This is a genomic window from Streptomyces sp. NPDC050564, from assembly GCF_044457265.1.
Taxonomy (GTDB): domain Bacteria; phylum Actinomycetota; class Actinomycetes; order Streptomycetales; family Streptomycetaceae; genus Streptomyces.
On the sequence record NZ_JBITGS010000011.1, the window covers coordinates 221725 to 246914 of the forward strand.

Sequence of the window (25190 nt, forward strand, 5' to 3'; positions counted from 1 at the left end):
GGCTTCGCTCGCGCGGGGGGACCCCCATCGCGTCGACTCCCTCCTCCGCCTTGCAGCTGCACGCGCCGAGCCCCGCTCACCGGCAGTGGTGAGGCGCCGCAACCCGAAGTCTGCGTGCTCCGAAAGACCGGCCCTAACTGAGCCCAGCCGTGCGCGCCCGTTCCACCGCCGGGCCGATCGCCTTCGCCACCGCCTCGACGTCGGCCTCCGTGGAGGTGTGGCCGAGGGAGAAGCGGAGGGTGCCGCGGGCGAGGTCGGGGTCGGTGCCGGTGGCGAGGAGAACATGGCTGGGCTGAGCGACGCCCGCCGTGCACGCCGAGCCCGTGGAGCACTCGATTCCCTGTGCGTCCAGGAGAAGCAGCAGGGAGTCGCCCTCGCAGCCGGGGAAGGTGAAGTGCGCGTTGGCGGGCAGGCGGCCTCCGGCTGCCGGGTCGCCGCCGAGGATCGCGTCGGGCACGGCCTTGCGTACGGCCTCGACCAGGTCGTCGCGCAGGGAACCGATCTCGCGGGCGAACCACTCGCGCTGCTCGGCGGCGAGCCGGCCCGCGACGGCGAAGGACGCGATCGCGGGCACGTCGAGCGTGCCGGAGCGGACGTGACGCTCCTGGCCGCCGCCGTGCAGCACGGGTACGGGGCTGTACTCGCGGCCGAGCAGCAGCGCGCCGATGCCGTACGGGCCGCCGACCTTGTGGCCGGACACGGTCATCGCGGCCAGACCCGAGGCGGCGAAGTCGACGGGGACCTGCCCGAAGGCCTGGACGGCGTCGGAGTGCAGCGGGACGCCGAACTCGGCAGCGACGTCGGCCAGTTCACGGACCGGCAGCACGGTGCCGATCTCGTTGTTGGCCCACATCACCGTGGCGAGGGCGACGTCGTCGGGGTTGCGGGCGATGGCCTCGCGCAGGGCGTCGGGGTGGACGCGGCCGTAGGCGTCGACGGGCAGGTACTCGACCGTGGCGCCCTCGTGTTCGCCTAGCCAGTGGACGGCGTCGAGGACGGCGTGGTGTTCGACGGGGCTCGCGAGGACGCGGGTGCGGGCCGGGTCGGCGTCCCTGCGGGACCAGTACAGGCCCTTCACCGCGAGGTTGTCGGCCTCCGTACCGCCGGAGGTGAAGACCACCTCGCTGGGGCGTGCGCCGAGGGCGTCCGCCAAGGTCTCGCGGGCTTCCTCGACGGTTCGCCTGGCTCGGCGGCCGGCTGCGTGCAGGGAGGAGGCGTTGCCCGTGATGCTCAGCTGGGCGGTCAGTGCCTCTACCGCCTCGGGGAGCATGGGGGTGGTCGCGGCGTGGTCGAGGTAAGCCATGGTGCGCCCGATTCTACGGGCCCGCTCTGCACGGCCTCGGCCCCCACCGGGGGTGGAGCTCGGCCGGCTCGCACCCTGCGGGTGTGTCCGCCTGACCGGCGCTGGGGCCGGACCTCTTCGCGAGGCACCCGGCACTGCCGGCTGGGCCCGCCCTCCCCCAGGCCCTCGGCTTCGCTCGAGCGGGGACCCCCATCGCCCTGCGGACGATTGCCCACAGCGGTGACAGCGGTAGCCGCAGTCGGCCGCCGCCCCCGGATCTCGCTCTTGAAAATTCCCGGAAGTTTCTAAAAGTTCCAGGACACCGTGCTGTCGAACTGCATGAAGGCCACCAGGACGAGCAGGTCGGCGATGCCGAGGCCCAGGCCGAGGAAGGCGCGGCCGCGGCGGGTCGTGCCGCGCCAGAGGGCGACGGAGGCGAGGGCGATGGCGATGGGGCCCAGGAAGACATTGAGGACCAGGAGGCCGAGAAGGCCGAGGATGAAGGAGGCGACGGCCATGCCGTCGGCGTCCCGGGCGGCGGTCCGGCGGGCGGGGGTAGCGGTGAGTTCCATGATGTGGGTCAGCTCCCAACGGTCGGTTGGTTGACGAATGGCACCAACGGTCGGTTGGTGAAGGTGTGACGCCGGCGGTCAGTTGGTGGAGGTGTGACGCCGGCGGTCAGTTGGTGGAGGTGTGGCGCCGACGGGCATGGCGCTCGCGGACCGCGAAGACGGCGAGCCAGATGCCGATGACAGCGGCGACGACGAGGGTGACGGGCAGCGGCGCGTGGGCCACGGAGCCCATGACGACACCCAGCAGCAGAAGGGCGGCGACGAGGAACAGCATGAGATGCCTCTCGTGGAAGTCTCGATGTCCCGACCCCGGGATCGATGCCTCGACGGTGAGGCCCGATTGTTTCGGGGACTTGACGGCTCAGTGAACGGTTGTAGTAACACTTGTTCACTGACTCTTGAGTCTAGCGCGTCGCCCGGCTTTCCAATTACAGAGAACAGTTGTTAACTGCATGGTATGAGTCACACTCTCGGCATCCGACAGGCCCAGAAGCAGAAGACCCGACAGGCGCTCCTGGACGCGGCGTTGGGTCTCCTGGAAGAGCAGAGCCTGAGCAGCCTGGGTCTGCGCGAGGTCACCCGCGCCGTCGGAGTCGCCCCGACCGCCTTCTACCGGCACTTCCGCTCCACGGCGGATCTCGGCGTGGCGCTGGTCGAGGAGGCGCTGGGCAGTCTGCACCCGATGATCGAGGACACGGTGTCCGCGGCCGGAAACAGCAACGAACGCATCGCGCGCGCCGTCGACCTGATCGCCCGCCATGTCGAGACGTACCCGGCGCACGTGCGCTTCATCGCGCGCGAGCGGCACGGCGGCGTCCAGCCGGTGCGGGAGGCGATCAGGGAGCAACTGGCGCGGTTCGCCGAGGAGGTGAAGGTCGCGCTGGCCGAACACCCCGAGTCGAAGGGGTGGAGCGACGACGATCTCCTGATGCTCGCGGGTCTGTACGTCGACCACATGCTGATGGCGGCCTCCGCGTTCCTGGAGGCGCTGGAGGGGTCCGATCAGGACCGGGAGCGGGTGGCCTGCGTAACGAGCCGCCAGATGCGGCTGATCAGCATCGGCCGCCACAACTGGCTGGGGTGACGCACCCGTTCACCGAGTGCGTCACCTCTTCGAGAGCCGACCTGGGTCAGCCCTGCGCAGCCTGCTGCCCCTGCTGCCCCTGACCCTGCTGCCCGCCGGGGCCGCCGCCACAGCCGCCCTGACCGCCGCCCATGCCGCCGCCGGGACCGCCGCTCGGCATGCCCGAGGGGTTGCCGGACGGCGCCTTCCCGGTCGGCATGTTCGACGGCGTCCCGGACGCGCCTGCCGACGGCATCCCGGACGGCGCACCGCTGGGACGACCGGACGGGCCCCCGCTCGGCATGCCGGACGGCCGCTGACAGTTCTGGCCGGAGGTGCCGCTGTTCGAGGACGACGAGGAGTCGCCCGAGCCGCAGGCCGCGAGCAGCGGCGAGAGCGCCAGCAGGGCAACGGCAGGGACGAGTCGCGCACGACGATTCATTGGGGTATCTCCCAGTCAGGTCACGAGTCCGGTTCATGAAAGCCGGATGAGCGGGGGCCAGAGCACCAGATCCACGTAGGGCCGCGCTGTGTCGAAGCTGTGCCTTGCTGTGGATCAACGCCGCCGCGCGGGGCTCAATCCCCCTCGTACACCGCGCTGATGGCGGCGGCCGCCCCCGCCAGCTCCGCCCGTACCTCCGGTGGCTCCAGAACCTCCACCGCGTCCCCGAAGGCCAGCAACGTGCGGGCTTCGCCGATGAAGCCGTACGACAGCCGGGCGAGGGCCCATTCGCCCGCGCCGTCGTCCTCGGGCAACGCCGAGAGCGAGGAGGCGTTGAGACGCAGGAACATGTCGAGGCGGGAGCGCTGTACCCGAACCGTGACATCGAGACCGCCCGGACGCTCCTCGACCTGACGCCGCAACACCTCCCAGACGTCACCGAGTTCGATCCCCCGACGCCGCTTCACGGGGTCCGGCAGAACGGTGGCCGTCCGCACCCGGTCGCCACGGAACAGCCGGGGCCTGCCGCGCCGGTCGGCGACCAGGTACCAGACGCCGGCCTTGGACACGAGCCCGTACGGGTCGACGGTGTACGTGCTGGGCTCGGCATCCCCGCTGTGCCGGTAGCGCAGCCGCAGCCGGCGGTCGCTGAAGACCGCGTCCTGCAGCACCTCCAGGTCGACAGCCGGTTGCGGACCGCCTTTCCAGCGCGTCGCGTCGACCAGGATGCGGCGACTGGTGACCTCGGCGGCGGGCCGGTGCGGCGCTGGGAGCGCGGCCATCACCTTGCGCAGCGCCGAGCCGAGCGCCGCGTCCAGGCCGAGCGCGGCGTGGGCGCCCTGCGCGGCCAGGATGAACAGCGCGCGGGACTCGTCGGCGGTCAGCCCCGTGACGTCCGTACGGAATCCGGCGAGCAGTTCGATGCCGCCGTGCCGCCCGCGCTCGGCGTAGACCGGGACCCCGGAGGCGGACAGGGCCTCGACGTCCCGGTAGATGGTGCGCACCGACACCTCGAGGCGGTCGGCGAGTTCGCGCGCGGGGACACGGCCGCGGGTCTGCAGGAGCAGCAGGATCGAGAGCAGGCGGTCGGACTTCACGCCCCCAGAATCGCGCCCGTCGAAGGGCTGGGCAAATGTTGACGGAAACTGTCAGGTTATGCGGCGAACGTGGGGGCACACCGACACCCGGAAGAGGTCAGCCATGAACGCCCCGCACACCATCGACCCCCGCCCCCTGTACACCCGCACCGCCGAGCAGATCGCCGCGCTGGTCGAGACGGTACGACCGGAACAGCTCAGCGCTCCGACTCCGTGCGCCGACTTCGACGTACGGACCCTGCTCTCGCACATCGTCGGCGGCACCCGCCGTATCGCGGTGATCGGCGAGGGCGGCGACGGGCTCGCCGTACGCCCGTTCGCGGACGGGGTCGGGGACGGGGACTGGCCGGCCGCGTACGACGACGCCAGGAAGCGGGTCCTGAAGGCCTGGGCGGACGACGCCCGGATGGACGCGCCGGTGCGCGTGCCGTGGGGCGAGGTGCCCGGCCGCAACGCGCTCTCCGGGTACGTCATGGAGGCCGTCACCCACACCTGGGACCTGTCCGAGAGCCTCGGCCGGCCGCGCGAACTCGACCCGGAACTGGCCGAGTTCGCGCTCGCGATCGCCCACCGCGTACTGCCCGACGGGCAGCGCGACGACGAGGAGCTGCCCTTCGACTCGGCGGTACCGGCCCCCGAAGGGGCCGACGCCTACGGGCGGTTGGCGGCCTGGCTCGGCCGCCGCCCGCTCCTCACCGTGTAAGGCAGGAGCCGGGACTCAGCCGAGCCTGGCCCGCGCGAGCTGGCGGGACTGCGCGACCAGCCGGTCCGCGCTGTCCCACACCTCGGCGTCCTCCTCCAGGAAGCCGCCGGCGAGGTTGCGGGTGGTGATCGACACCCGCAGCGGGCCGGGTGCCGGACTGGAACGCACATGCACCGTCAGCTCGACGGTCGGCACCCAGCCGGACAGGCCGATCTCGAAGGCGGTCGGCGGCAGGGCGTCGACCGCGAGGAGCAGCGAGAGGGGGTCCGCGTCGCGGCCGTCGGCGAGCCCGAACCAGGCCCGCATCTCGCCCTTCCCGGACGGCGCACCGAGCGCCCAGCCCAGGGTGGACGGGTCGAGCTTGAGGAAGAGCCGGTCGGTGATGGCCGAGCTGCCGGGGATCGGAGCGGGCGCGTCCTGCGGTCCGAAGCACTGGTCCATCGGCGGGATCGCGGGCGGTTTCGCGGTCGTGCGGACGTCGTCGGGCAGGGTGTCGAGATCGCCGTACGAGGCGAGGACGCGGATCCGCTCGACCTCGCGGCCCTCGTCGTCGCGCTGGAAGAGCGACGCCTGGCCGGTCGAGAGCGTCCGCCCCGTGCGGACGACGTCGGTGCGGACGACCGCCGGTCCCGGCTGGGACGCAGTCAGGTAGTGCGCCGAGATGGTGAACGGGTCGGAGTGCGGCAGGGCGTCCGCGAGCGCGCGGCCCAGGACGGCCAGCAGATAGCCGCCGTTGACGGCGCTGATGATCGTCCACCCGGCGGAGAGGTCGATGTCGTAGACGCCGGGTTCGCGCAGGGTGACCGCGGTGTCGCGGTCGAACTCACTGTCGCCGATCGTGGCCCGTAGGGCCTGTACCGAAGCTGCTTCTGGCATGCCTGAACGGTACAACAAGAAATTACTAAGCGGTAGCTTTTACTGGTACGACGAGGTGACATCCCTCGGCATCCTGGGTGAGGGTTAGGCAATTTCTTGGTAAGTGTCCGTTATGGACGGTGACCAATCGCCCGCGTCCCTCCTCTGAACTGACATGAGCCTCACCGGGACGCCGTTCCTCTTCTTCGCGATCGCGCTGTTCGCCCTCGCCCTCGTCCTGCCCCTGGCCCTCTGGTCCCGAGTCCGCGGTCCCGCGCCCGTACGCAGCGCCGCCAGGCTGCTGATGCTGCTGTTCGCCCAGGGCACCGCGGTCACCCTCGTCTTCGTCCTCGTCAACAACGCCAACAGCCTGTACGACAACTGGGCCGACCTCCTCGGCACGGGCAACCACGTCCAGCAGGCCGCCGACCTCGGCACGGACGGCACCGGCGGGATCGCCCTCAAGCAGCTGCCGAAGGTCCGGCAGACGTTCACCCAGGCCGACGGTCCCGGCATGCGCCAGGCGGGCGGGGTGCGCGTCACCCAGCTCAAGGGCCAGGTGTCGGGGGTGAACGCGGAGGTCTACGTCTGGCTGCCGCCGCAGTACCACGAAGCCGCCTACCGGCACCGAAGGTTCCCCGTCGTAGAGCTGCTGCCGGGCTACCCGGGCTCGGCCAAGGCCTGGTTCGGTTCACTGAAGGTGCACGAGCAACTGCTGCCGATGATGCATGCCGGCCAGGTCGCCCCGTTCATCCTGGTCGCGCCGCGCACCACGCTGCTGGCCAAGGTGGACACGGGCTGCGCGAACATCCCGGGCACGGTGAACGCCGACAGCTGGCTCAGCATCGACGTGCCGAAGATGGTGACGGACAACTTCCGCGCCGAGGCGGCTCCCGATGGCTGGGCGACCGCCGGCTACTCGGCGGGGGCGCACTGTGCGACGAAGCTCGCCGTCGCCCACCCCGACCGCTACCGGGCGGCGGCGAGTCTGTCCGGCTACAACGACCCGATGGGCGAGCGGAATTCTCTCGCCGCGCAGAGCCTGGCGCTGCGCCGGCAGAACAACCCCTACCTGCTGCTGCGCGCGTACCGCACTCCGCCGCGCGTCGCGCTCTACTTCTCCGGCGAGTCCGGAGACGGCTATCAGGCGGGCGCGGCGCTCCAGCAGATCGCGAAGCCGCCGACGACCGTGGACGTGGTGCTGCTGCCGAGGAGCGCGGGCGGCCACGACATGGGGCTGTGGCGGCCACAGGTCCCGGAGGTGTTCCGCTGGCTGACCCAGCAGATCGGCACCGGGGCGAAGGGAACCAGGACGGCTACGGGGTCTCCGGCTCAGTCGCCGTCGAACGACGGTGCCAGGCACGCGGCGCTCGCCAGTGGTACCGCATCGCGAGCAGCCTCAGGACGAAGGCGGTGACCACTGCCAGCCCGCTGGTGAACGGGGACAGCACGTCGTAGCGGATGCACAGCACGACCATCGTGGCGCCCACCATCGCGGGCACCGCGTACAGGTCGCGGTCCCAGCGCAGCAGGGAGGGCACCTCGTTGGCGAGCACGTCGCGCAGCACGCCGCCGCCGACCGCGGTGGCGAGACCCAGGGCGGCCGACTGGGGCAGACCGAGCCCGTACTCGTACGCCTTCGTGGTGCCCGCGACGCAGAAGAGGCCGAGCCCGGCCGCGTCGAAGACGTTGACGGCGACCTGGATCCGCTCCACCTCCGGGTGGAGGAAGAAGACGAGCAGAGCGGCGAGCAGCGGAGTGCTGAAGTAGCCGAGGTCGGTGAACGCGGCCGGGGGCAAGGCGCCGATCATCACGTCCCGGAACAACCCTCCGCCCAGCGCCGTGACCTCGGCGAGTACCGCGATGCCGAAGACGTCGAAGTTCTTGCGGACGGCCAGCAGAGCGCCGGAGATCGCGAAGACGAAGATCCCCACGAGGTCGAGCACATGCTGGACGGAGGGGGTGAACAGTTCCTGAAGCACCCGAACATTCTCACCCGCCGACGGCCGTGCACCTTACAAAGCAAGGCTCGCGGCAGATCTTGCGGCCTACACCACGGGCTTGCCGGTCGTGTAGATCCAGGTCTGGAACAGGTCGTCCAGCTGCCGGCCCGAGATCTTCTCGGCGAGCCGGATGAAGTCCGCGGTGTTCGCGTTGCCGTAGCGGTGCAGCTTCGTCCAGGCGGGCAGCAGCTTGAAGAAGGCGGTGTCGCCGATGCGCTCGCGCAGCATCTGGAGCGTCATCGCGCCACGCTGGTAGACCGCGGAGGCGAACATGGTGTCGCGCTGCGGGTCGGCGACCGTGATCTGCCAGAAGGCGGAGTCCGCGGGCCGCGCGTTGTACCCGGCCACGAACGAGTCGTGCGCCGAGCGGATGCCCTTGTGCTCGGACCACAGCCATTGGGCATAGGTCGCGAAGCCCTCGTTCAGCCAGATGTCCTTCCAGCGCTCCACCGAGACGGAGTCGCCGAACCACTGGTGGGCCAGCTCGTGCACGATGGTCGACTCCGAGCGCACGGCGGAGTACGCGGGCTTCGACTGGACCTCCAGCGAGAAGCCGGCCTCCGGCATGTCGTCGACGATCGCGCCGGTCTCCTCGAAGGGATAGGGCCCGAAGACCTGCGACCAGTAGTCGGTGGCCTCGGCCGTGACGCCGTACACGTCGACGCTGTTGCTGTTCGCGAGCACCGGATCGATGGCGACGTAGATGGGCGTCCCGGCGGGGGTCGTGCCCGTCTTGACGTCGAACTTGCCGATGGTCGCGGTCGCGAGATAGGTGGCCATGGGCCTGCTCTCGCGCCAGTGCGTGACGGTCTGACCGCCCCTGTCGTACGTCGATATGAGGCGGCCGTTGGAGACACCGGTCAGGCCCTTCGGGGCCTTGATGCGGATGTCGTACGTGGCCTTGTCTGCCGGGTGGTCGCTGGACGGGAACCAGGTGGAGGCGGCGTTGGGTTCACAGGCGACGAAGACGCCGTCGGTGGTCTTCATCCACCCGTAGTCGGAGCCGAAGACGATGGGGCCGTTGAGTGCTTCGGGGACACCGCCGTAGGTGACGGTCACCGTGAAGGTCCCGCCCTTGGGCAGGGCGCCGCGCGGGGTGATGTGGATCTCGTCGCCCGACCGCGTGAAGTCGGCGCGTCTGCCGTTCACTTCGACCCTCGTGACGTCCAGCTTCTGGAGGTCCAGGTCGAAGGCGGAGAGGTTCTGGGTGGCGCGCGCCGTGAGAGTCGTACGGCCGTCGAGACGGTCGGTGTCCGGGTTGTACGCCACATCGAGGTCGTAGTGGCGGGCGTCGAAGCCGCCATTGCCGAGCTGCGGGAAGTAGGGGTCGCCGATGCCGTCTGCGCCCGGGGTCGGGGCGGAGGAGGCGGCGATGAGGAGGAAGGAGGCCGCCGCGGTCGCGAGGGCTCCTAAACGTGCCGAACGGGAGAGTGCCATGAGCGTCCCTTTCGAGCGTGTTCCGAACTATCGGACACGCGAGACTCTGCACTCTCCCGCACGAGCATGTTCATGACTTTGCCAAGTCGTCATGGCCTACTTGCCGGTTGACTCCTGACGATCGGCTTCCGCTGCATCGGCCTTCGCCTCCGCGGCTTCGGTCTCGGCCTCGGCGGAGGCGTCGGCCTCGGGGGCTTCGGCGTCGGGGGCTTCGGCCTCGGCGGAGGCGTCGGCCTCCTCGGCTTCGGTCTCCGCTTCCGCGGCGTCGTCAGCTTCCTCGGCTTCGGCCTCTTCGGCTTCGGCTTCGGCAGGCGTCTCCTCGTCGGCAGCGGCCTCTGCGACCACCGGCTCGGCGGCCTCCGGCTCCGGAGTCTCCTCGGACGCCTCGGGCTCCGCCGCAGAGGACTGCGCCGGAATCACCAGCTCCACCGCTTCCTTCGCCGCCGACAGCAGCACCGTGTCCTGCGGCGCCTGGTCCTCGGCGTTCTCCGGGTGGTGGCAGGCGACCTGCTGACCGGGCTTCAGCTCAAGCAGCGGGGGCTCGGTCGTCTTGCAGATCTCCGTGGCCTTCCAGCACCGCGTGTGGAAGCGGCAGCCGCTCGGCGGCGAGATCGGCGAGGGCACGTCGCCCTTGAGCAGGATCCGCTCGCTCTTGGCACCCCGGCGCTTGGGGTCCGGCACCGGCACGGCCGACATCAGGGCCTTGGTGTACGGGTGCATCGGCGCCTCGTACAGCGAGGTGCGGTCGGCGAGTTCGACGATCTTGCCGAGGTACATCACCGCGATGCGGTCCGAGACATGGCGTACGACGGAGAGGTCGTGCGCGATGATCACGTACGTCAGGCCGAGCTCGGACTGCAGGTCGTCCATCAGGTTCACGACCTGCGCCTGGATCGACACGTCCAGCGCGGAGACCGGCTCGTCCGCCACGACCAGCTTCGGCTTCAGGGCGAGCGCGCGGGCGATGCCGATGCGCTGGCGCTGACCGCCGGAGAACTCGTGCGGGTAGCGGTTGTAGTGCTCGGGGCTCAGACCCACCAGCTCGAGGAGGCGCTGGACCTCCTTCTTCACACCACCCTCGGGCTCCACGCCCTGGAGCCGGAAGGGCGCCGAGACGATCGAGCCGATGGTGTGCCGGGGGTTCAGGGACCCGTACGGGTCCTGGAAGATCATCTGGATGTCCCGGCGCAGCGGGCGCATCTTCCCCACGCTGAGCGAGGTGATGTCCTTGCCCTCGAACTCGATGGTGCCGCCGGTCGGGTCCTGGAGGCGGGTGATGACCCGGCCCATGGTCGACTTGCCGCAGCCGGACTCGCCGACGACGCCCAGGGTTTCGCCCTTGCGGACCTCGAAGTCGATGCCGTCGACCGCCTTGACCGCGGCGACCTGACGCTGGAGAACGCCCTTCCGGATGGGGAAGTGCTTCTTCAGCCCCTGGACCCGGAGCAGTACCTCGCGGTCGCCCGAGCCCTTCGCGGAGTCCGCGCGGTCCTCGGGGGCCGCTGCCTGCTGCGGGACCACCGCGTTGGCGGCGTCCGTTTTCTTCGTCTCACTCACAGCTTCGGCGCAATCTCTTCGGTCCAGATCCGCGTACGGTCCTCCTGCGAGAGGTGGCAGGCGGTGTAGTGCCCGCTGCCGACCAGCTGCAGTTCGGGGCGCACGGTACGGGTGACATCGCCCTTGGGCAGGTCCGCGTACGGGCAGCGCGGGTGGAAGGCGCAGCCCGAGGGGACGTTGATGAGGCTCGGCGGCTGGCCCTTGACCGGGATGAGCCGGTCGGAGGTCTCCCGGTCGATGCGCGGCATCGAGCCGAGCAGGCCCCAGGTGTACGGGTGCTGCGGCTTCTCGAAGATCTCGTCGACCGCGCCGCGCTCCACGCACCGGCCGCCGTACATCACCAGGACCTCGTCGGCGATCTCGGCGACCACACCCAGGTCGTGGGTGATGAGGATGACCGCGGAGCCGAACTCCTTCTGCAGATCCCGGATGAGGTCGAGGATCTGCGCCTGGACGGTGACGTCGAGGGCGGTCGTCGGCTCGTCCGCGATGAGCAGCTCGGGATTGTTGACCAGCGCCATCGCGATCATCGCGCGCTGACGCATACCGCCGGAGAACTCGTGCGGGTAGCTGTCGGCGCGCTTGGCCGGCTCGGGGATACCGACCCGGTCGAGCATCTCGATGGCCCGCTTGCGGGCGGTCTTCTTGTCGACCTTGTGGTGGACGCGGTACGCCTCGACGATCTGGTTGCCGATCGTGTAGTACGGGTGCATCGCCGAGAGCGGGTCCTGGAAGATCATCGCCATCTCGCGGCCGCGGAGCTTGCGCACCTCGTCCGGGTCGGCGTTCACCAGTTCCTGGCCGTCCAGCCAGATCTCGCCGGACATCTGCACGTTCTTGCCGCGCGCACCGAGCCGGTGCAGGCCCATGATCGCCAGCGAGGTGACGGACTTTCCGGAGCCCGACTCGCCCACGATGGAGAGGGTCTTGCCCTTCTCCACCGAGAAGCTGAGCCCGTCGACGGACTTGACCAGGCCGTCGTCGGTCGGGAAGTGCACCTTGAGGTCGCGCACTTCGAGAAAGGCACTCGGGGCGTCCGAGGGAGCGTTGACGGGCTCGCCGACCGCGGCGCCGGTCTTGGACAGTTCGGTCACGAGAGCCTCACCCGCGGGTCGGCGGCGGCGTACAGCAGGTCCACCAGGAGATTTGCGATCACTACGAAGAAGGCGGCGAGCAGGGTGACGCCGAGGATCGGGGGCAGGTCGTTGTCGTCAATGGCCTGCACCGCGTACTGGCCGACACCGTGCAGCGAGAACACGGTCTCGGTGATCAGGGCACCGCCGAGCAGCAGACCGAGGTCCATGCCGAAGACGGTGATGATCGGGGTGAGGGCAGCGCGCAGTCCGTGCCGGACCACCACGTTGCGCTCTCGCAGGCCCTTGGCGCGGGCCGTGCGGATGAAGTCCTCGTTCATCGTCTCCAGCATGCCCGAGCGGGTGAGCCGCGCGTAGATGGCGGAATACAGGAGCGCGAGTGAACACCACGCGGGGAAGAGCGTGTTGGCCCATTGCGCGGGGTTCTCGGTGAAGGGGACGTAGGTGCGGCCGAAGATCGGCCACTGGTACGTGAAGAGCAGGATCGCCAGATTGCCCGTGAAGAACATGGGCAGCGAGACACCGGCGAGCGCGACGCCCATGAAGGCGCGGTCGAAGAACGAGCGCGGCTTGAGCGCCGAGACCACACCGACGGCCACACCGGAGATCAGCCACATCACGGCGGCACCCGCGGCGAGCGAGACGGTCACCGGGAGGCGGGAGGTCAGCTGCGGCCAGACCGCCTCGTGGGTCTTGAAGGAGTAGCCGAAGCACGGCGCGTTGCAGTGCGCCGTGGTGGGGCCCAGGTCATAGGTGGCGCCGGCCACGATCCCCTTGATGAAGTGCCAGTACTGGACATAAAGGGGCTGGTCCAGACCGAGGTTGTGCTTGACCGCGAGGATGTCGGCCTTCGACGGGCTCTTACCGATGTACTGCTGCGCCAACTGGTCGGCGGTCTGGCCGGCCATCCTTGGCAGCAGGAAGAAGATGGCGAAGGTGACCGCGGAGACGACCAGCAGCAGGATCACTGCCGCTACCGTCCGACGGAGGATGTACGAGATCACGGGGATCGGCGCTGGTGCCCGCGGGCCGCGAAGCCCGCGGGCACCAATGCCTTCACCTGCCTTCCGGGGCTGCTACTTCTTCGTGGTGCCGATGTTGAGGTAGTCGTACTGACCGCTGAAGGCTGCCGTGGAAACCAGGTTGGTGGCGTTCTGCGGGCGGGCCAGCAGGACCTTGAAGTAGGTCAGCGGGACCAGGACGGCGTCGTCCATGGTCTTCTTGTCGATCTCGGTGTAGAGGCTGTTGCGCGCAGTCATGTCCTCGGTGCCGATCGCCTTCTCCAGGAGGGCGTTGACATCCTTGTTGTCGTACTGCGACAGGTTGGTGTTACCCGACTCGCCGATCGCGCTGCCGTTCAGGATCTGCTGCAGGAAGCCGTAGCCGGACGGCCAGTCGGCACCCCACTGCATCATGATCAGGCCGATGTTGTTCTTCTCGGTGAACTTCGGGACACCGGCGTAGTCGGTGAAGTACTTGCCCGAGGGGTACTGCTTCAGGCTGGCGTTGATGCCGACCTTCTTCAGCGAGTTGATGATCGCGGTGGCCGCGTCGATCTCCTGCGGGCGGTCGCTGCGCGCCGAGATGTTCGTGCTGATCGTCGACTTGCCGCAGGCCTTCAGCTGGTCCTTGGCCTTGGCCGCGTCGCCCTTGTTGCCGGCGGACGCGTAGACGTCCGACTTCGCGTAGCCCGGGATGTCCGGCGGGAGGACGGTGGAGGCGACGTCACCGCGGATCGGGCCGCCCTCGGCGGTCTGCACCGAGACCTTGTCGATCGCGTACTGCACGGCCTTGCGGCACTCGACCTTGTCGAACGGCTTCACCTTGGTGTTGATCGCCATGTAGACGAGACGGCCACCGTAGGTGTTGTCCGTGCCCGCCTTCTTGTCGGCGGAGGCGAGCAGCTGAGCCTGGGTCGCGGCCTGGACACCCGTACCACCGAGGTCGATCGCGTCGCCGGCCAGGACGTCCTTGTCGATCGTCTCGGCGTTGACCTTCAGGTTGACGACGATCTTGTCCGGGTACTGCTTGCGCAGCGGGTCGGTCTTGGCGTCCCAGTTCTCGTTGCGCACGAGGACGGCCTGCTTGCCCTCGGAGTAGCTCTGGAACTTGTACGAGCCCGAGGACACGATGTTCTTGACGTAGTCGACGCCCTTGTCCTTCGCCTGGGGCACCGGAGCCGTCTGCGGGGCCGCGACCAGGTAGTCGAACTCCTGGAAGGCCGTCTTCAGGTGGAAGACGATCGTGGTGTCGTCGGGGGTCGCGATCGACGACAGGCCCTTGGCGCTCTTGTCCTTGTAGGGGCCCTTGTACTTGTCGCCGCCGGCCATGAACTGCTGGAAGTAGTTCGGGCCGAGGGAGAGCACGTCACGCGCGAAGTTCGAGCGCTCGACGGCGTACTTGACGTCCTTGGACGTGATCGGCGAGCCGTCCTGGTACTTCAGACCCGAACGCAGCTTGTACGTCCAGGTCTTGCCGCCGTCGCTCGGGACGCCCTTGCTCGCGGCGAGGTCCGGGACGAGGGTGTTGCCCTTCTCGCCGGCACCGGGCTGGAACGTCATCAGCGGGCGGGCGTACAGCCGGCTGAGGTTGTACATGTACGCGTAGTACGTGTTGCCCGGGTCGAAGGAGTCCGGGACGTCGGACAGCTCGTAGGTGACCGTGCCCCCCTTCTTCGTGGAGGCGTTGACGACATCCTTGGTCGCTGCGTTGGCCCCAGCTGATTTGGTGTTGTCGTCGTTCTTGTTGTCATCGGCCTTGCTGCAGCCTGCGACGAGCAGGCACGCGGAGCCGATGGCCGCAACTGCGGCCAGCGCTGACCTTCGCATGATGGGCGGGTTCCCCTCCATTGTCGGAAACTTGATGGGCTCTCGTGCGGCCGGACTCAGCGGCTGCGCGGGTCGAGAGCGTCGCGGAGACCGTCGCCGAGCAAGTTGAACGCAAGGACGGTCACGAAGATGGCGAGACCAGGCACGATCATGTACTGAGGGTCGACCTCGTAGAAGGTGACGGCCTCTCTGAGCATGCCGCCCCAGGACGCCTGCGGGGGCTGGATACCGACCCCGAGGAAGCTCAGGGACGCCTCGAAGAGGATGTTGGTCGGGATGAGCAGCGTCGAGTAGACGATGATCGGGCCGACCAGGTTGGGCAGCAGCTCCCGGAAGAGGATGTACGGGCCCTTGGCGCCCATGCCCCGGGAGGCGTCCACGAATTCCCGCTCGCGCAGGGCGAGGGTCTGGCCTCGCACGATCCGGCCCAGGTAGGGCCAGTTGAAGAAGCCGATGACGAAGATCAGCACGCTCAGGTGGAGCGGAAGCCCTTCGAGGCCGAACGCGCCGCCCTGCAGGGTGGCGGAGATGGCGATGGCGAAGAGCAGGAGGGGGAAGGCGAGGAAGGTGTCCATCAGGCGGCTGATGATCGAGTCGACCCGGCCGCCGTAGTAGCCCGCGACGACGCCCATGATCGCGCCGATCACGTTCGACAGGATCGTGGCGCCGAAGGCGACCACCAGCGACACCCAGGAGCCCTCCAGGATGCGGGTGGCGATGTCGCGCCCGAACTTCGGGTCGACACCCAGCGGGTGGTCCCCGCTCATCCCGCCGAGGCCGCCCTTGGGCAGCGAGGTGTTGGGATCGATCAGCTCCTGGTGGAACGCGTTCGGGTCCAGCCCGAACATCGCCTGGATGGGCCGCGCGAGCACGGCCACCAGGATGAGCAGCACGACGATGACACCGCCGGCGACCGCCACCTTGTCGCGCTTGAAGCGCGTCCAGGCGATCTGTCCCAGGGAACGGCCCTCGATCTGCCCCTTGTCGACACCGGTCAGCACGGCCTCCGGCTGTGCTTCCGTTGCCGCCCCGGTGGTCTCGATCGGTGCGGTCACAGTGACCCGACCCCTCTGACCGGTGGTGACCGGCCTACGCCCGCCGCTGTCTGCGGCTTGGTTCACTTGCAAGCCGGGAGGGACCGCAGATGGTGCGGAGTGGTTTCCCGGCTGATCCTTCGACTTGCACTCGCTCACAGGATCGAAGACCCCATGTCTGACTGGGGAGTCTTCAGTGCCCGCACGATCACGTGCCAGGCCTGATGGAGAAAGTATGCGCAACCGTGATGCGGTTAAGGGGATTCCGTTATCCGAACAGTGGGTAACGCGGGCCGGACAGGGGGCAGTTGGGTCGAAAGGCCCCACGAGGCACCCTTTCGATACACATCGCCCTCAAAGCGGACATATGGCTCTTACGTCCACTCCCGCGCAGGTCAGCTGCGAGGCGCGGGCGGCGCGACTCGCCCGTACGAGGTCATGATGACAGCCGGGCCCGATCCGGGACCCCTGGGCCCGGTCCCGCGGTCAGTAGCCGCCGCGGGCCGGCGGATAGCCGTACCCGCCCGCCATCGGTGCCTGCACCGGAGCCGCGTGCGCCTCGCGGTCGTAGAACGGCCGGGCGTTGGCCCGCAGCCACATCGCCACCGGGTCGTACTCGTCGGACATCGCGACGGTCGAGACGGGCAGCCCGTCCGGGACCGCGCCGATGGACTGCTGCATCATCGCGCGCACCGAGTCGACGGCGGGCGGCGAAGTGTCGTACACGTCAAGACCGATGGCCAGATACGGCGCCCCGAGCGCGGGCTGCACCCAGGCGCGGCGCAGCGAGCGCACGGCCGGGGTGCGGTGCGCGTTCTGCGAGAGGAGGGCGTAGAACTGCGGGATCTCGATGCCCGGTTCGGAGAGCCGGAGCGGGCCCGCGGGCTGGCGCTCCAGGCCGGCGGCGATGCGGCGCAGGTCCAGCCAGGGGATGCCGACGCCGCCGCCCGGGGCGTGCGGATTGAGCCAGAGGCCGAAGTGGTCGGGGTACAGGGTGCGGGCGACGTCGAGGCCGTCGACGACCTCGTACGAGCGGTTCCAGCCGCTGGCCGAGAGCTCCTGGGCGGAGGTGACACAGGGCGCGTAACCGAAGCCGTCCACCTCCATGTTCCCGTACTGGGCGTCCGGGGAACCGGCCTGGCCGTGCCAGAGCAGCATCCAGATCTGGCCGGACGACGGGGTCGCGAGCGCGCGAAGGAGCGCCTCGTAGGCGTCGTAGCGCCCGGGCGTCACCTGGCGCAGCATGTGCTCGACCTGCCCGGCCGCGGTGCCGCTGGCGCTCACCTGTACCGCCCCTTCGAGAAGTTGCCCCGGATATGAAACCAGCTTAAGTGGAGCCGCCTGCAGGAACCGCCCAAGAGCCCGGGGCTTCCTGCATCCAGTGGCCGCGGCTCATCGTGGTCGACCGCGCCCACGCCACGGAGCCGCACGATGCCACAGCCGGCGCCCCTGACGGGGCGCTCCTAGTGGCCGTGTTGATAAAAGGGCCGCACCTGGGCGCGCAGCCATTCACCCACCGGGTCCTGGGCCACGTCCAGGAGGACGAGGTTCACCGGCCACTGCACCGCGACCCTGCCCAGTGCGCGGCCCAGTGCCTCCATGGGCAGCGCCCGCAGATCGCCCTCCCATTGGGAGAGTTCCACGCCGATGAACATGACCGGGTCGGCGGTCTCGATGGCGGCCAGGCAGCGGCGGGCGGTCAGCACGACGCCGGTCTCGGCGAACTCGGCGGAGGCGGCCGACAGGAAGTCCACCGGGTCCTCCTGCCAGTCGGGCTCGAACAGCCGCACCCGGCCGCCGCTCGCGGGCCCGTCCAGCGGGGTCCGTCCGGCCCGGCACAGCTCGGCGACGGCGAGCGGCGGCAGCGGTACGCCGACCACGCCGTCCGGGTTGACCGCGATGCCGACCTGCGGGGGCAGCCCGCGGGCGAACTCGACGGCTGGCGCGATCGTGTACGACATGAGGCCGCCGGTGACCTGGCGGAACTGCTCCTCGGAGCTGAAGACGGGGACGTACGCCTGGCCCTCGATCTCCAGGGTGGGCAGGTCGAGCGGGCCGGACTGCGGACCGCCGCCGTTCGGCAGGGGCACCCACACGAAGCTGCGGCCGAGGACCTCGACGATGCGGGCACCCGCCGAGGGCACGCCGAGGGAGGCCGACAGCACCTCCTCCAGTTCGCTGCCTGGCCATCCGCCGTGCGGATGGGGGTGCGCCTGTGCCGGGAAGTCGGGGAAGTCCATCTGTCTACCGCCTGCTGTGAACCGCTGTTCGGGTGCTCCGGTGTTCCGGCTGGCTAGGTTAGTGGGCTCGTACGACCCTCTCGTACGCCTGTTTCGTACGAGAGGGTCGCCGTCGGCTCGTACGGTCCTTCAACCGCCGAAGTCAATCCGGCGCAGCACGTCCGCCGCCTCCCGGTCGATGAGGACCGCCGAGCCGCAGCCCTCCGGCAGGTCGCCCTTCTCCACGGAGCGCAGCAGTCGGGTGACCGCGCCGCGGTGGCGTGCGAACGCGTATCGCGACACGCCGCGGCCGCGCTCGCGCTGGCCCTCGAGGGCGGTTCCCGGTGTGACGTCGAGCAGCAGCAGGTGCAGCGCACCGCCCCGGCGCCGGGCCTCGCGGGCGAGCCAGCGGCGCACCCAGGCCTGCGTACCGCAGTCGTGCACGACGACTCCGGCACCGGAGCGCAGGGCGCGGCGCAGTCCGGCGTAGTGCGCGACGCGGACCAGGGGGCGGTAGACCGCGTACGGCAGCCAACGGATTATCCGCTCGTCCCAGCGGTCGCGGGTGTCCTGGGAGTCGATGCGCGCGCCCGTGACGGCCCGGCGCATCAGCGTCGACTTGCCGCTGCCGGGCAGCCCGGTGACCACGACGAGGTCGGACGCACCGAAGTGCAGCCCGTGCGGGCTGTGTCCCGCGCGGTCCCTGAGGTCGCGGACGACGGCCGTCGGCAGCGGGCCGCACGCCACCCGGGCCGGGGCGGCGGGCTGCTTGGGCAGCGCGATGCCCGAGGTCGTGGCGTACGCCGTGGTCCTGTTCACCGTGATCGTCCTCCCCTTGGGTCTGGAGTCCCATCCCCGTCGAGTGTAAAGAGAAGGTAATGCGCGGTGCTTCTTGTTTGCGTACTCGGACTGCCACAGGCCGGTTACAGATGCGGAGTGCCGGGATCGGACGGCGCGTGCAATGATGTGCGCGCCAACTGCATACCGGCCGCTTGAATCCGCGCGGGAGAGTTCCCGGTCACGTACGACGTGCCGGGGCGCCGAAGGAGCAAGTCCCTCCCTTGAATCTCTCAGGCCCCGTTACCGCGCGGGCGAGGCACATCTGAAAAGCGGGCCGCTGACCAGTGGCTCCACCCAAGGTGCAAGTCAGGACCACCGTTTCGCGGGGTCGTGATGAACCTCTCAGGTTCCGATGACAGATGGGGAGGAACGACCTCGCCGTCATGCCTTGGGAGCCCCACCGATGAGCAGCAACGCACCCCGTCACACCGCGCTCGATGCCCTGCATCGTTCGCTCGGCGCGACGATGACCGACTTCGCAGGCTGGGACATGCCCCTGCGCTACGGCTCCGAGCGCGACGAGCACCTCGCCGTCCGTACGAAGGCCGGTCTCTTCGACCTCTCGCACATGGGCGAGATCACCGTCTCCGGCCCGCAGGCGGCCGAGCTCCTGAACCACGCCCTCGTCGGCAACATCGCCTCCGTCGGCGTGGGCCGCGCCCGCTACACCATGATCTGCCAGGCGGACGGTGGCATCCTCGACGACCTGATCGTGTACCGGCTGGCCGACACCGCTTACATGGTCGTCGCCAACGCCTCCAACGCGCAGGTCGTGCTGGACGCCTTGGTGGAGCGTGCCGCGGGTTTCGACGCGTCGGTGCGCGACGACCGTGACGCGTACGCGCTGATCGCCGTGCAGGGCCCCGAGTCCCCCGGCATCCTGAAGTCGCTCACCGACGCCGACCTGGACGGCCTCAAGTACTACGCGGGTCTGCCCGGCACGGTCGCGGGCGTCCCGGCGCTGATCGCGCGTACCGGCTACACCGGCGAGGACGGGTTCGAGCTGTTCGTGAAGCCGGAGCACGCCGTCGAGCTGTGGCAGGCGCTGACCGAGGCCGGCGAGGGCGTCGGCCTGGTCCCCTGCGGTCTGTCCTGCCGCGACACGCTGCGCCTGGAAGCGGGCATGCCGCTGTACGGGCATGAGCTGAACACCTCGCTGACCCCCTTCGACGCCGGGCTCGGGCGGGTCGTGAAGTTCGAGAAGGACGGCGACTTCGTGGGGCGTACCGCCCTGCAGGCCGCCGCCGAGCGCGCCGCCGAGAACCCGCCGCGGGTGCTCGTCGGCCTGATCGCCGAGGGCCGTCGCGTCCCGCGCGCCGGGTACCAGGTCGTCGCCGAGGGCAAGGTGATCGGCGAGATCACCTCCGGCGCCCCCTCCCCCACGCTGGGCAAGCCCATCGCGATGGCGTACGTCGACGCCGCGCACGCCGCTCCGGGCACGGCCGGAGTCGGTGTGGACATCCGGGGCAGCCACGAGCCGTACGAGGTCGTGGCGCTGCCGTTCTACAAGCGTCAGAAGTAGAGACTGAGCGCGGTCCAGAAGTAGCCAAAAGCGACACCGCGCGCTTCTTCCCTGCTCATCGGCAGGTCCAGCAGTCCCCCATTCACCAGCACTCCCCCGCGTACAGGAGAATTCAGGCCATGAGCAACCCCCAGCAGCTGCGCTACAGCAAGGAGCACGAGTGGCTGTCGGTCGCCGAGGACGGCGTCTCGACGGTCGGCATCACCGAGTTCGCGGCCAACGCGCTCGGCGATGTCGTCTACGCCCAGCTTCCGGAGGTCGGTTCCACGGTGACCGCGGGTGAGTCCTGCGGCGAGCTGGAGTCGACGAAGTCGGTCAGCGACCTGTACTCCCCGGTCAACGGCGAGATCACCGAGATCAACGAAGACGTGGTCAACGACCCGTCGCTGGTGAACTCCGCGCCCTTCGAGGGCGGCTGGCTGTTCAAGGTGCGCGTCGCGGAGGAGCCGGCCGACCTGCTCTCCGCCGACGAGTACACCGCCTTTTCCGCCGGCTGAGAGGTCGTAGAACATGTCGCTTCTGAACATGCCCCTGCACGAGCTGGACCCGGACGTCGCCGCCGCCGTCGACGCCGAGCTGCACCGCCAGCAGTCCACCCTGGAGATGATCGCCTCGGAGAACTTCGCTCCGGTAGCGGTCATGGAGGCCCAGGGCTCCGTCCTGACCAACAAGTACGCCGAGGGCTATCCCGGCCGCCGCTACTACGGCGGCTGCGAGCACGTCGACGTGGTCGAGCAGATCGCCATCGACCGCATCAAGGCGCTCTTCGGCGCCGAGCACGCCAATGTGCAGCCTCACTCGGGCGCCCAGGCCAACGCTGCCGCGATGTTCGCGCTGCTCAAGCCGGGCGACACCATCATGGGTCTGAACCTCGCGCACGGCGGGCACCTGACCCACGGTATGAAGATCAACTTCTCCGGCAAGCTCTACAACGTGGTCGCGTACCACGTGAACGACCAGACCGGTCAGGTCGACATGGCCGAGGTCGAGCGCCTCGCCAAGGAGTCCAAGCCGAAGCTGATCGTGGCGGGCTGGTCGGCGTACCCGCGCCAGCTGGACTTCGCCGAGTTCCGCCGGATCGCGGACGAGGTCGGCGCGTACCTCATGGTCGACATGGCGCACTTCGCCGGCCTGGTGGCGGCGGGCCTGCACCCGAACCCGGTGCCGCACGCCCACGTCGTCACGACCACCACCCACAAGACGCTGGGCGGCCCGCGCGGTGGCGTGATCCTTTCGACGGCCGAGCTGGCCAAGAAGATCAACTCCGCGGTCTTCCCGGGTCAGCAGGGTGGTCCGCTGGAGCACGTGATCGCCGCCAAGGCCGTCTCCTTCAAGGTCGCCGCCTCGGACGACTTCAAGGAGCGCCAGCAGCGCACCCTCGACGGCGCCCGGATCCTGGCCGAGCGCCTGGTCCAGGACGACGTCAAGGCCGTCGGTGTGGACGTCCTGTCCGGTGGCACGGACGTGCACCTGGTCCTGGTCGACCTGCGCAACTCCGAGCTGGACGGGCAGCAGGCCGAGGACCGCCTTCACGAGGTCGGCATCACGGTCAACCGCAACGCCATCCCGAACGACCCGCGCCCGCCGATGGTCACCTCCGGCCTGCGCATCGGCACGCCCGCCCTCGCCACCCGCGGCTTCCAGGCCGAGGACTTCACCGAGGTCGCGGACATCATCGCCGAAGCGCTGAAGCCGTCCTACGACGCACAGGCCCTCAAGACCCGGGTGTCCGCTCTGGCCGACAAGCACCCGCTGTACCCCGGCCTGAAGTAATTCGTACGGAACGTACGATTCTTCGAGGCGCCGCGCACACTGGAGATGTGCGCGGCGCCCACCCCCTGCACCGCTCTCCTGCACCACCCTCCTGCACCACCCCTGGCACCACCCGCTTTGAGGAGTCCCCGTGGCCATCTCGGTCTTCGACCTGTTCTCGATCGGCATCGGCCCGTCCAGCTCCCACACGGTGGGGCCGATGCGAGCGGCACGGATGTTCGCCCGCCGACTGCGCAACGAGGGGCTGCTGGCCCCGGTGACCTCCATACGCGCCGAGCTCTACGGCTCGCTGGGCGCGACCGGGCACGGGCACGGCACCCCCAAGGCGGTGCTGCTCGGCCTGGAGGGGGCGTCACCGCGGACGGTCGACGTGGAGAGGGCTGACGAGCGGGTCGAGCAGATCAAGTCCTCGGGGCGCATCAACCTGCTCGGCGAGCACGAGATCGATTTCTCCTTCGACGACGACCTGATCCTGCACCGCCGCAAGGCGCTGCCGTACCACGCGAACGGCATGACGATCTTCGCGTACGACACCTCCGGGGAGCTCGTGCTGGAGAAGACGTACTACTCCGTGGGCGGCGGCTTCGTGGTCGACGAGGACGCGGTCGGCGAGGACCGCATCAAGCTGGACGACACGGTCCTGAAGTACCCCTTCCGCACGGGCGACGAGCTGCTGCGGCTGACCCGCGAGACGGGCCTGTCGATCTCGGCCCTGATGCTGGAGAACGAGCGGGCCTGGCGCACCGAGGAGGAGATCCGCGAGGGGCTCCTCGGCATCTGGCGCGTGATGCAGGCGTGCGTGTCGCGCGGCATGTCCCGCGAGGGCATCCTGCCCGGCGGCCTCAAGGTCCGCCGCCGCGCCGCCGTCTCGGCCCGCCAGTTGCGCGCCGACGGCGACCCGCTGGCCCACGCGATGGAGTGGATCACGCTCTACGCCATGGCCGTGAACGAGGAGAACGCGGCGGGCGGCCGCGTGGTCACCGCCCCCACCAACGGCGCCGCGGGCATCATCCCGGCGGTGCTGCACTACTACATCAACTTCGTGCCGGGTGCCGACGAGGACGGCGTGGTCCGCTTCCTGCTGGCCGCGGGCGCCATCGGCATGCTCTTCAAGGAGAACGCGTCCATCTCCGGCGCCGAGGTCGGCTGCCAGGGCGAGGTCGGCTCCGCCTGCTCGATGGCCGCCGGCGCCCTCGCCGAGGTCCTGGGCGGCAGCCCCGAACAGGTCGAGAACGCCGCCGAGATCGGCATGGAGCACAACCTCGGTCTGACCTGCGACCCGGTCGGCGGCCTCGTCCAGATCCCCTGCATCGAGCGCAACGGCATGGCGTCCGTGAAGGCCGTGACCGCCGCCAGGATGGCCATGCGCGGCGACGGCTCCCACAAGGTCTCCCTCGACAAGGTCATCAAGACCATGAAGGAAACCGGCGCCGACATGAGCGTCAAGTACAAGGAGACGGCGCGGGGCGGGCTGGCGGTCAACATCATCGAGTGCTGAGGCGCCGACAAGCCGTCGGACCGCGGTCGGTGGCCACCAGAGGCTGAGGTTCCCGCCGCGAGCGGGGATCGCGCGTGCCAGGGTGGGGCAGGAATCAACCACAACTCCTGCTCCCCCCACCGGCACTTCAGGGAGTCCCCATGCTGCGCGGCATCGACGTGAGCGCGTACCAATCCTCTTCGTACGACACCGACGGCCTCTCCTTCGTCTTCATCAAGGCGACGGAGGGCCGCTCATACGTCAACCCGAAGCTGACCGCCCAAGTGAAAACGGCCCGCGACGCCGACTGCGTGGTCGGCTTCTACCACTTCCTGTGGCCCGGCAACATCACGGCGCAGGCGGAGTACTTCGTCGGCAAGGCCCCGGAGGAGGCGGGCGACCTGCTCGCCGTCGACTGGGAGACGACCGGCGACGGCACCCACGCGAGCAACGCGGAGAAGGACCGCTTCCTCCGCAAGGTGAAGGAACTCCGCCCCGATCACCGGGTCGTGCTCTACACCAACCGCAACTACTGGCTGAACGTCGACACCACCTCGTACGCGGGCGACGGCCTGTGGATCGCCGACTACGTGACCGCGGGCAAGCCCCGCATCCAGGCGAAGTGGCGCTTCCACCAGTACACCGACGACCCCCTGGACAAGAACGTCGCCGACTTCGCGAGCAAGGCGGCGCTAGTCGACTGGACGGGCGGCGACTGAACGCTCCCCGGCCGCGAAGGCCAGAATCTCGGGCACGGCATCGCGCAGGCTCCCGAAGTGGCGGTGGACGCCGTCCACTTCGGGAGCGTTGACTCCCCACACCGTCATGCCGGCGCGCAGCCCGGCCTCCACTCCCGACGGTGCGTCCTCCACCACGAGACAGTCCGCCGGCTCGGCGCCGAGGAGCTTCGCCGCCAGCAGGTAGGGCACCGGCGACGGCTTGCCCTCCTCCACGGCGGCGGCGTCGACGAGCACCTGGGGAACGGGGAGACGGGTCCGGGCGAACCGGCCGCGCACCCGGTGCTCATAGTTCGACGTGACCAGCGCCCAGCACCGGGGCGGCAGTGCGGCGAGCAACTCCGCGGCACCCTCGAAGGCGGAGTAGACGCCGGTGCGTACGTCCTCGTCCTCCAGCTCGTGCAGGGCGGCCAGGCACTCCCGCGGGTCGCGATCCGGGGCGACGGTCGCGAAGGTCTCCAGGGGGCGGGTGCGCAGCGCCACGCGGTGGACCTGCTGAGGGTCCAGCCCGTAACGCGTCGCCCACGATCCCCAGACACGGCGCTGGTTGTCCACCGCGTCGATCAGCGTGCCATCGACGTCGAACAGGACGTACTTTTTGGTGGCGGCCCTTACGATTTCGCTGGTCACGGACGTGATCATGCCATCAGCCGAG

25 protein-coding genes and 1 riboswitch are annotated in these 25190 nt (G+C 69.5%); of the genes, 8 read left to right on the forward strand and 17 right to left on the reverse strand.

Going from position 1 to position 25190, the window contains the following annotated elements:
- Positions 1 to 133 precede the first annotated feature (133 nt).
- From ACIBK0_RS19690 to ACIBK0_RS19700, 3 genes are all read right to left on the reverse strand, one after another.
- Positions 134 to 1303 carry a cysteine desulfurase family protein gene (locus tag ACIBK0_RS19690; protein WP_399081305.1) on the reverse strand — a complete coding sequence of 390 codons (1170 nt, stop codon included), beginning with the start codon at positions 1301 to 1303 and terminating at the stop codon, positions 134 to 136.
- A gap of 284 nt (positions 1304 to 1587) precedes the next feature.
- Positions 1588 to 1854: a DUF4190 domain-containing protein gene (locus ACIBK0_RS19695; RefSeq protein WP_399081307.1), complete on the reverse strand. Its 267-nt coding sequence runs from the start codon at positions 1852 to 1854 to the stop codon at positions 1588 to 1590.
- A gap of 106 nt (positions 1855 to 1960) precedes the next feature.
- Positions 1961 to 2128, reverse strand: a complete 168-nt coding sequence (locus tag ACIBK0_RS19700) for a hypothetical protein (RefSeq protein WP_399081309.1) — start codon at positions 2126 to 2128, stop codon at positions 1961 to 1963.
- A 183-nt stretch (positions 2129 to 2311) separates the two neighbouring features.
- Between ACIBK0_RS19700 and ACIBK0_RS19705 the strand changes: the two genes are divergently transcribed.
- Positions 2312 to 2938, forward strand: coding sequence for a TetR family transcriptional regulator (locus ACIBK0_RS19705; RefSeq protein WP_399081311.1), 627 nt, complete (start codon positions 2312 to 2314; stop codon positions 2936 to 2938).
- Between the two features lie 46 nt (positions 2939 to 2984).
- On the opposite strand, the gene ACIBK0_RS19710 is transcribed toward ACIBK0_RS19705, so the two are convergent.
- Together ACIBK0_RS19710 and ACIBK0_RS19715 are read right to left on the reverse strand one after the other, a co-directional pair.
- Positions 2985 to 3359, reverse strand: a complete 375-nt coding sequence (locus ACIBK0_RS19710; protein WP_399081314.1) for a hypothetical protein — start codon at positions 3357 to 3359, stop codon at positions 2985 to 2987.
- Positions 3360 to 3493: 134 nt separating this feature from the next.
- Entirely contained in the window at positions 3494 to 4456 is a 963-nt protein-coding gene (locus ACIBK0_RS19715; RefSeq protein WP_399081316.1) for a helix-turn-helix transcriptional regulator, read from the reverse strand.
- A gap of 103 nt (positions 4457 to 4559) precedes the next feature.
- On the opposite strand from ACIBK0_RS19715, the gene ACIBK0_RS19720 reads away from it, so the two are divergent.
- A complete protein-coding gene (locus ACIBK0_RS19720) occupies positions 4560 to 5159 on the forward strand; it encodes a TIGR03086 family metal-binding protein (RefSeq protein ID WP_399081318.1) in 600 nt (199 codons plus the stop codon).
- A gap of 15 nt (positions 5160 to 5174) precedes the next feature.
- On the opposite strand, the gene ACIBK0_RS19725 is transcribed toward ACIBK0_RS19720, so the two are convergent.
- Positions 5175 to 6035 carry a thioesterase family protein gene (locus ACIBK0_RS19725; protein ID WP_399081320.1) on the reverse strand — a complete coding sequence of 287 codons (861 nt, stop codon included), beginning with the start codon at positions 6033 to 6035 and terminating at the stop codon, positions 5175 to 5177.
- A gap of 154 nt (positions 6036 to 6189) precedes the next feature.
- On the opposite strand from ACIBK0_RS19725, the gene ACIBK0_RS19730 reads away from it, so the two are divergent.
- Positions 6190 to 7431 carry an alpha/beta hydrolase gene (locus ACIBK0_RS19730; RefSeq protein WP_399081322.1) on the forward strand — a complete coding sequence of 414 codons (1242 nt, stop codon included), beginning with the start codon at positions 6190 to 6192 and terminating at the stop codon, positions 7429 to 7431.
- Here the strand turns inward: ACIBK0_RS19730 and ACIBK0_RS19735 are convergent.
- The 10 genes from ACIBK0_RS19735 to ACIBK0_RS19780 all read right to left on the reverse strand — a co-directional run bounded on the left by ACIBK0_RS19735 (position 7331) and on the right by ACIBK0_RS19780 (position 19011).
- Positions 7331 to 7996: a trimeric intracellular cation channel family protein gene (locus ACIBK0_RS19735; protein WP_399081324.1), complete on the reverse strand. Its 666-nt coding sequence runs from the start codon at positions 7994 to 7996 to the stop codon at positions 7331 to 7333. The genes ACIBK0_RS19730 and ACIBK0_RS19735 overlap by 101 nt on opposite strands.
- 66 nt (positions 7997 to 8062) lie before the next feature.
- The gene (locus ACIBK0_RS19740; RefSeq protein WP_399081327.1) at positions 8063 to 9454 is read right to left on the reverse strand and encodes a M1 family metallopeptidase; all 1392 of its coding nucleotides are present in this window, start codon (positions 9452 to 9454) and stop codon (positions 8063 to 8065) included.
- Between the two features lie 96 nt (positions 9455 to 9550).
- Positions 9551 to 11011, reverse strand: a complete 1461-nt coding sequence (locus tag ACIBK0_RS19745) for an ABC transporter ATP-binding protein (protein ID WP_399081329.1) — start codon at positions 11009 to 11011, stop codon at positions 9551 to 9553.
- On the reverse strand, positions 11008 to 12105 hold the full coding sequence (locus ACIBK0_RS19750) for an ABC transporter ATP-binding protein (RefSeq protein WP_399081331.1): 1098 nt from the start codon (positions 12103 to 12105) through the stop codon (positions 11008 to 11010). The genes ACIBK0_RS19745 and ACIBK0_RS19750 overlap by 4 nt, the downstream gene beginning before the upstream one ends.
- The gene (locus tag ACIBK0_RS19755; protein WP_399081333.1) at positions 12102 to 13109 is read right to left on the reverse strand and encodes an ABC transporter permease; all 1008 of its coding nucleotides are present in this window, start codon (positions 13107 to 13109) and stop codon (positions 12102 to 12104) included. The genes ACIBK0_RS19750 and ACIBK0_RS19755 overlap by 4 nt, the downstream gene beginning before the upstream one ends.
- A 72-nt stretch (positions 13110 to 13181) precedes the next feature.
- Positions 13182 to 14954: an ABC transporter substrate-binding protein gene (locus ACIBK0_RS19760; RefSeq protein ID WP_399081335.1), complete on the reverse strand. Its 1773-nt coding sequence runs from the start codon at positions 14952 to 14954 to the stop codon at positions 13182 to 13184.
- A gap of 35 nt (positions 14955 to 14989) precedes the next feature.
- Positions 14990 to 15988, reverse strand: a complete 999-nt coding sequence (locus ACIBK0_RS19765) for an ABC transporter permease (RefSeq protein ID WP_399081337.1) — start codon at positions 15986 to 15988, stop codon at positions 14990 to 14992.
- A 465-nt stretch (positions 15989 to 16453) separates the two neighbouring features.
- Positions 16454 to 17251, reverse strand: coding sequence for an enhanced serine sensitivity protein SseB C-terminal domain-containing protein (locus ACIBK0_RS19770; protein ID WP_399081339.1), 798 nt, complete (start codon positions 17249 to 17251; stop codon positions 16454 to 16456).
- A 179-nt stretch (positions 17252 to 17430) separates the two neighbouring features.
- Complete coding sequence (locus ACIBK0_RS19775; protein WP_399081341.1) at positions 17431 to 18207, reverse strand: enhanced serine sensitivity protein SseB; 777 nt, start codon at positions 18205 to 18207, stop codon at positions 17431 to 17433.
- A 129-nt stretch (positions 18208 to 18336) separates the two neighbouring features.
- Complete coding sequence (locus ACIBK0_RS19780; RefSeq protein WP_399081420.1) at positions 18337 to 19011, reverse strand: AAA family ATPase; 675 nt, start codon at positions 19009 to 19011, stop codon at positions 18337 to 18339.
- A 168-nt stretch (positions 19012 to 19179) separates the two neighbouring features.
- A riboswitch (glycine riboswitch) is annotated at positions 19180 to 19282 on the forward strand.
- A gap of 147 nt (positions 19283 to 19429) precedes the next feature.
- Between ACIBK0_RS19780 and gcvT the strand changes: the two genes are divergently transcribed.
- The 5 genes from gcvT (at position 19430) to ACIBK0_RS19805 (ending at position 24517) form a co-directional block, all read left to right on the forward strand.
- A complete protein-coding gene (gcvT, locus tag ACIBK0_RS19785; RefSeq protein WP_399081343.1) occupies positions 19430 to 20548 on the forward strand; it encodes a glycine cleavage system aminomethyltransferase GcvT in 1119 nt (372 codons plus the stop codon).
- A 119-nt stretch (positions 20549 to 20667) separates the two neighbouring features.
- A complete protein-coding gene (gcvH, locus tag ACIBK0_RS19790) occupies positions 20668 to 21045 on the forward strand; it encodes a glycine cleavage system protein GcvH (RefSeq protein ID WP_399081345.1) in 378 nt (125 codons plus the stop codon).
- A gap of 13 nt (positions 21046 to 21058) precedes the next feature.
- Positions 21059 to 22321 (forward strand): serine hydroxymethyltransferase, encoded by a 1263-nt coding sequence (gene glyA, locus ACIBK0_RS19795; RefSeq protein WP_399081347.1) that lies wholly within the window; start codon positions 21059 to 21061, stop codon positions 22319 to 22321.
- Positions 22322 to 22451: 130 nt separating this feature from the next.
- Complete coding sequence (locus tag ACIBK0_RS19800; RefSeq protein WP_399081349.1) at positions 22452 to 23819, forward strand: L-serine ammonia-lyase; 1368 nt, start codon at positions 22452 to 22454, stop codon at positions 23817 to 23819.
- A gap of 140 nt (positions 23820 to 23959) precedes the next feature.
- Complete coding sequence (locus ACIBK0_RS19805) at positions 23960 to 24517, forward strand: glycoside hydrolase family 25 protein (protein ID WP_399081351.1); 558 nt, start codon at positions 23960 to 23962, stop codon at positions 24515 to 24517.
- Here ACIBK0_RS19805 and ACIBK0_RS19810 read toward each other — a convergent pair.
- A complete protein-coding gene (locus tag ACIBK0_RS19810; protein ID WP_399081353.1) occupies positions 24491 to 25165 on the reverse strand; it encodes an HAD-IA family hydrolase in 675 nt (224 codons plus the stop codon). The two genes, ACIBK0_RS19805 and ACIBK0_RS19810, sit on opposite strands and share 27 nt — an antisense overlap.
- Positions 25166 to 25190 lie beyond the last annotated feature (25 nt).

Bases quoted from the DNA above. Each gene is read 5' to 3' on its own strand.
- ACIBK0_RS19690 (WP_399081305.1), bottom strand. From the start codon at position 1,303: ATGGCTTACCTCGACCACGCCGCGACCACCCCCATGCTCCCCGAGGCG.
- ACIBK0_RS19695 (WP_399081307.1), bottom strand. From the start codon at position 1,854: ATGGAACTCACCGCTACCCCCGCCCGCCGGACCGCCGCCCGGGACGCC.
- ACIBK0_RS19700 (WP_399081309.1), bottom strand. From the start codon at position 2,128: ATGCTGTTCCTCGTCGCCGCCCTTCTGCTGCTGGGTGTCGTCATGGGC.
- ACIBK0_RS19705 (WP_399081311.1), top strand. From the start codon at position 2,312: ATGAGTCACACTCTCGGCATCCGACAGGCCCAGAAGCAGAAGACCCGA.
- ACIBK0_RS19710 (WP_399081314.1), bottom strand. From the start codon at position 3,359: ATGAATCGTCGTGCGCGACTCGTCCCTGCCGTTGCCCTGCTGGCGCTC.
- ACIBK0_RS19720 (WP_399081318.1), top strand. From the start codon at position 4,560: ATGAACGCCCCGCACACCATCGACCCCCGCCCCCTGTACACCCGCACC.
- ACIBK0_RS19725 (WP_399081320.1), bottom strand. From the start codon at position 6,035: ATGCCAGAAGCAGCTTCGGTACAGGCCCTACGGGCCACGATCGGCGAC.
- ACIBK0_RS19730 (WP_399081322.1), top strand. From the start codon at position 6,190: ATGAGCCTCACCGGGACGCCGTTCCTCTTCTTCGCGATCGCGCTGTTC.
- ACIBK0_RS19740 (WP_399081327.1), bottom strand. From the start codon at position 9,454: ATGGCACTCTCCCGTTCGGCACGTTTAGGAGCCCTCGCGACCGCGGCG.
- ACIBK0_RS19760 (WP_399081335.1), bottom strand. From the start codon at position 14,954: ATGGAGGGGAACCCGCCCATCATGCGAAGGTCAGCGCTGGCCGCAGTT.
- ACIBK0_RS19775 (WP_399081341.1), bottom strand. From the start codon at position 18,207: ATGGACTTCCCCGACTTCCCGGCACAGGCGCACCCCCATCCGCACGGC.
- gcvT (WP_399081343.1), top strand. From the start codon at position 19,430: ATGAGCAGCAACGCACCCCGTCACACCGCGCTCGATGCCCTGCATCGT.
- gcvH (WP_399081345.1), top strand. From the start codon at position 20,668: ATGAGCAACCCCCAGCAGCTGCGCTACAGCAAGGAGCACGAGTGGCTG.
- glyA (WP_399081347.1), top strand. From the start codon at position 21,059: ATGTCGCTTCTGAACATGCCCCTGCACGAGCTGGACCCGGACGTCGCC.
- ACIBK0_RS19805 (WP_399081351.1), top strand. From the start codon at position 23,960: ATGCTGCGCGGCATCGACGTGAGCGCGTACCAATCCTCTTCGTACGAC.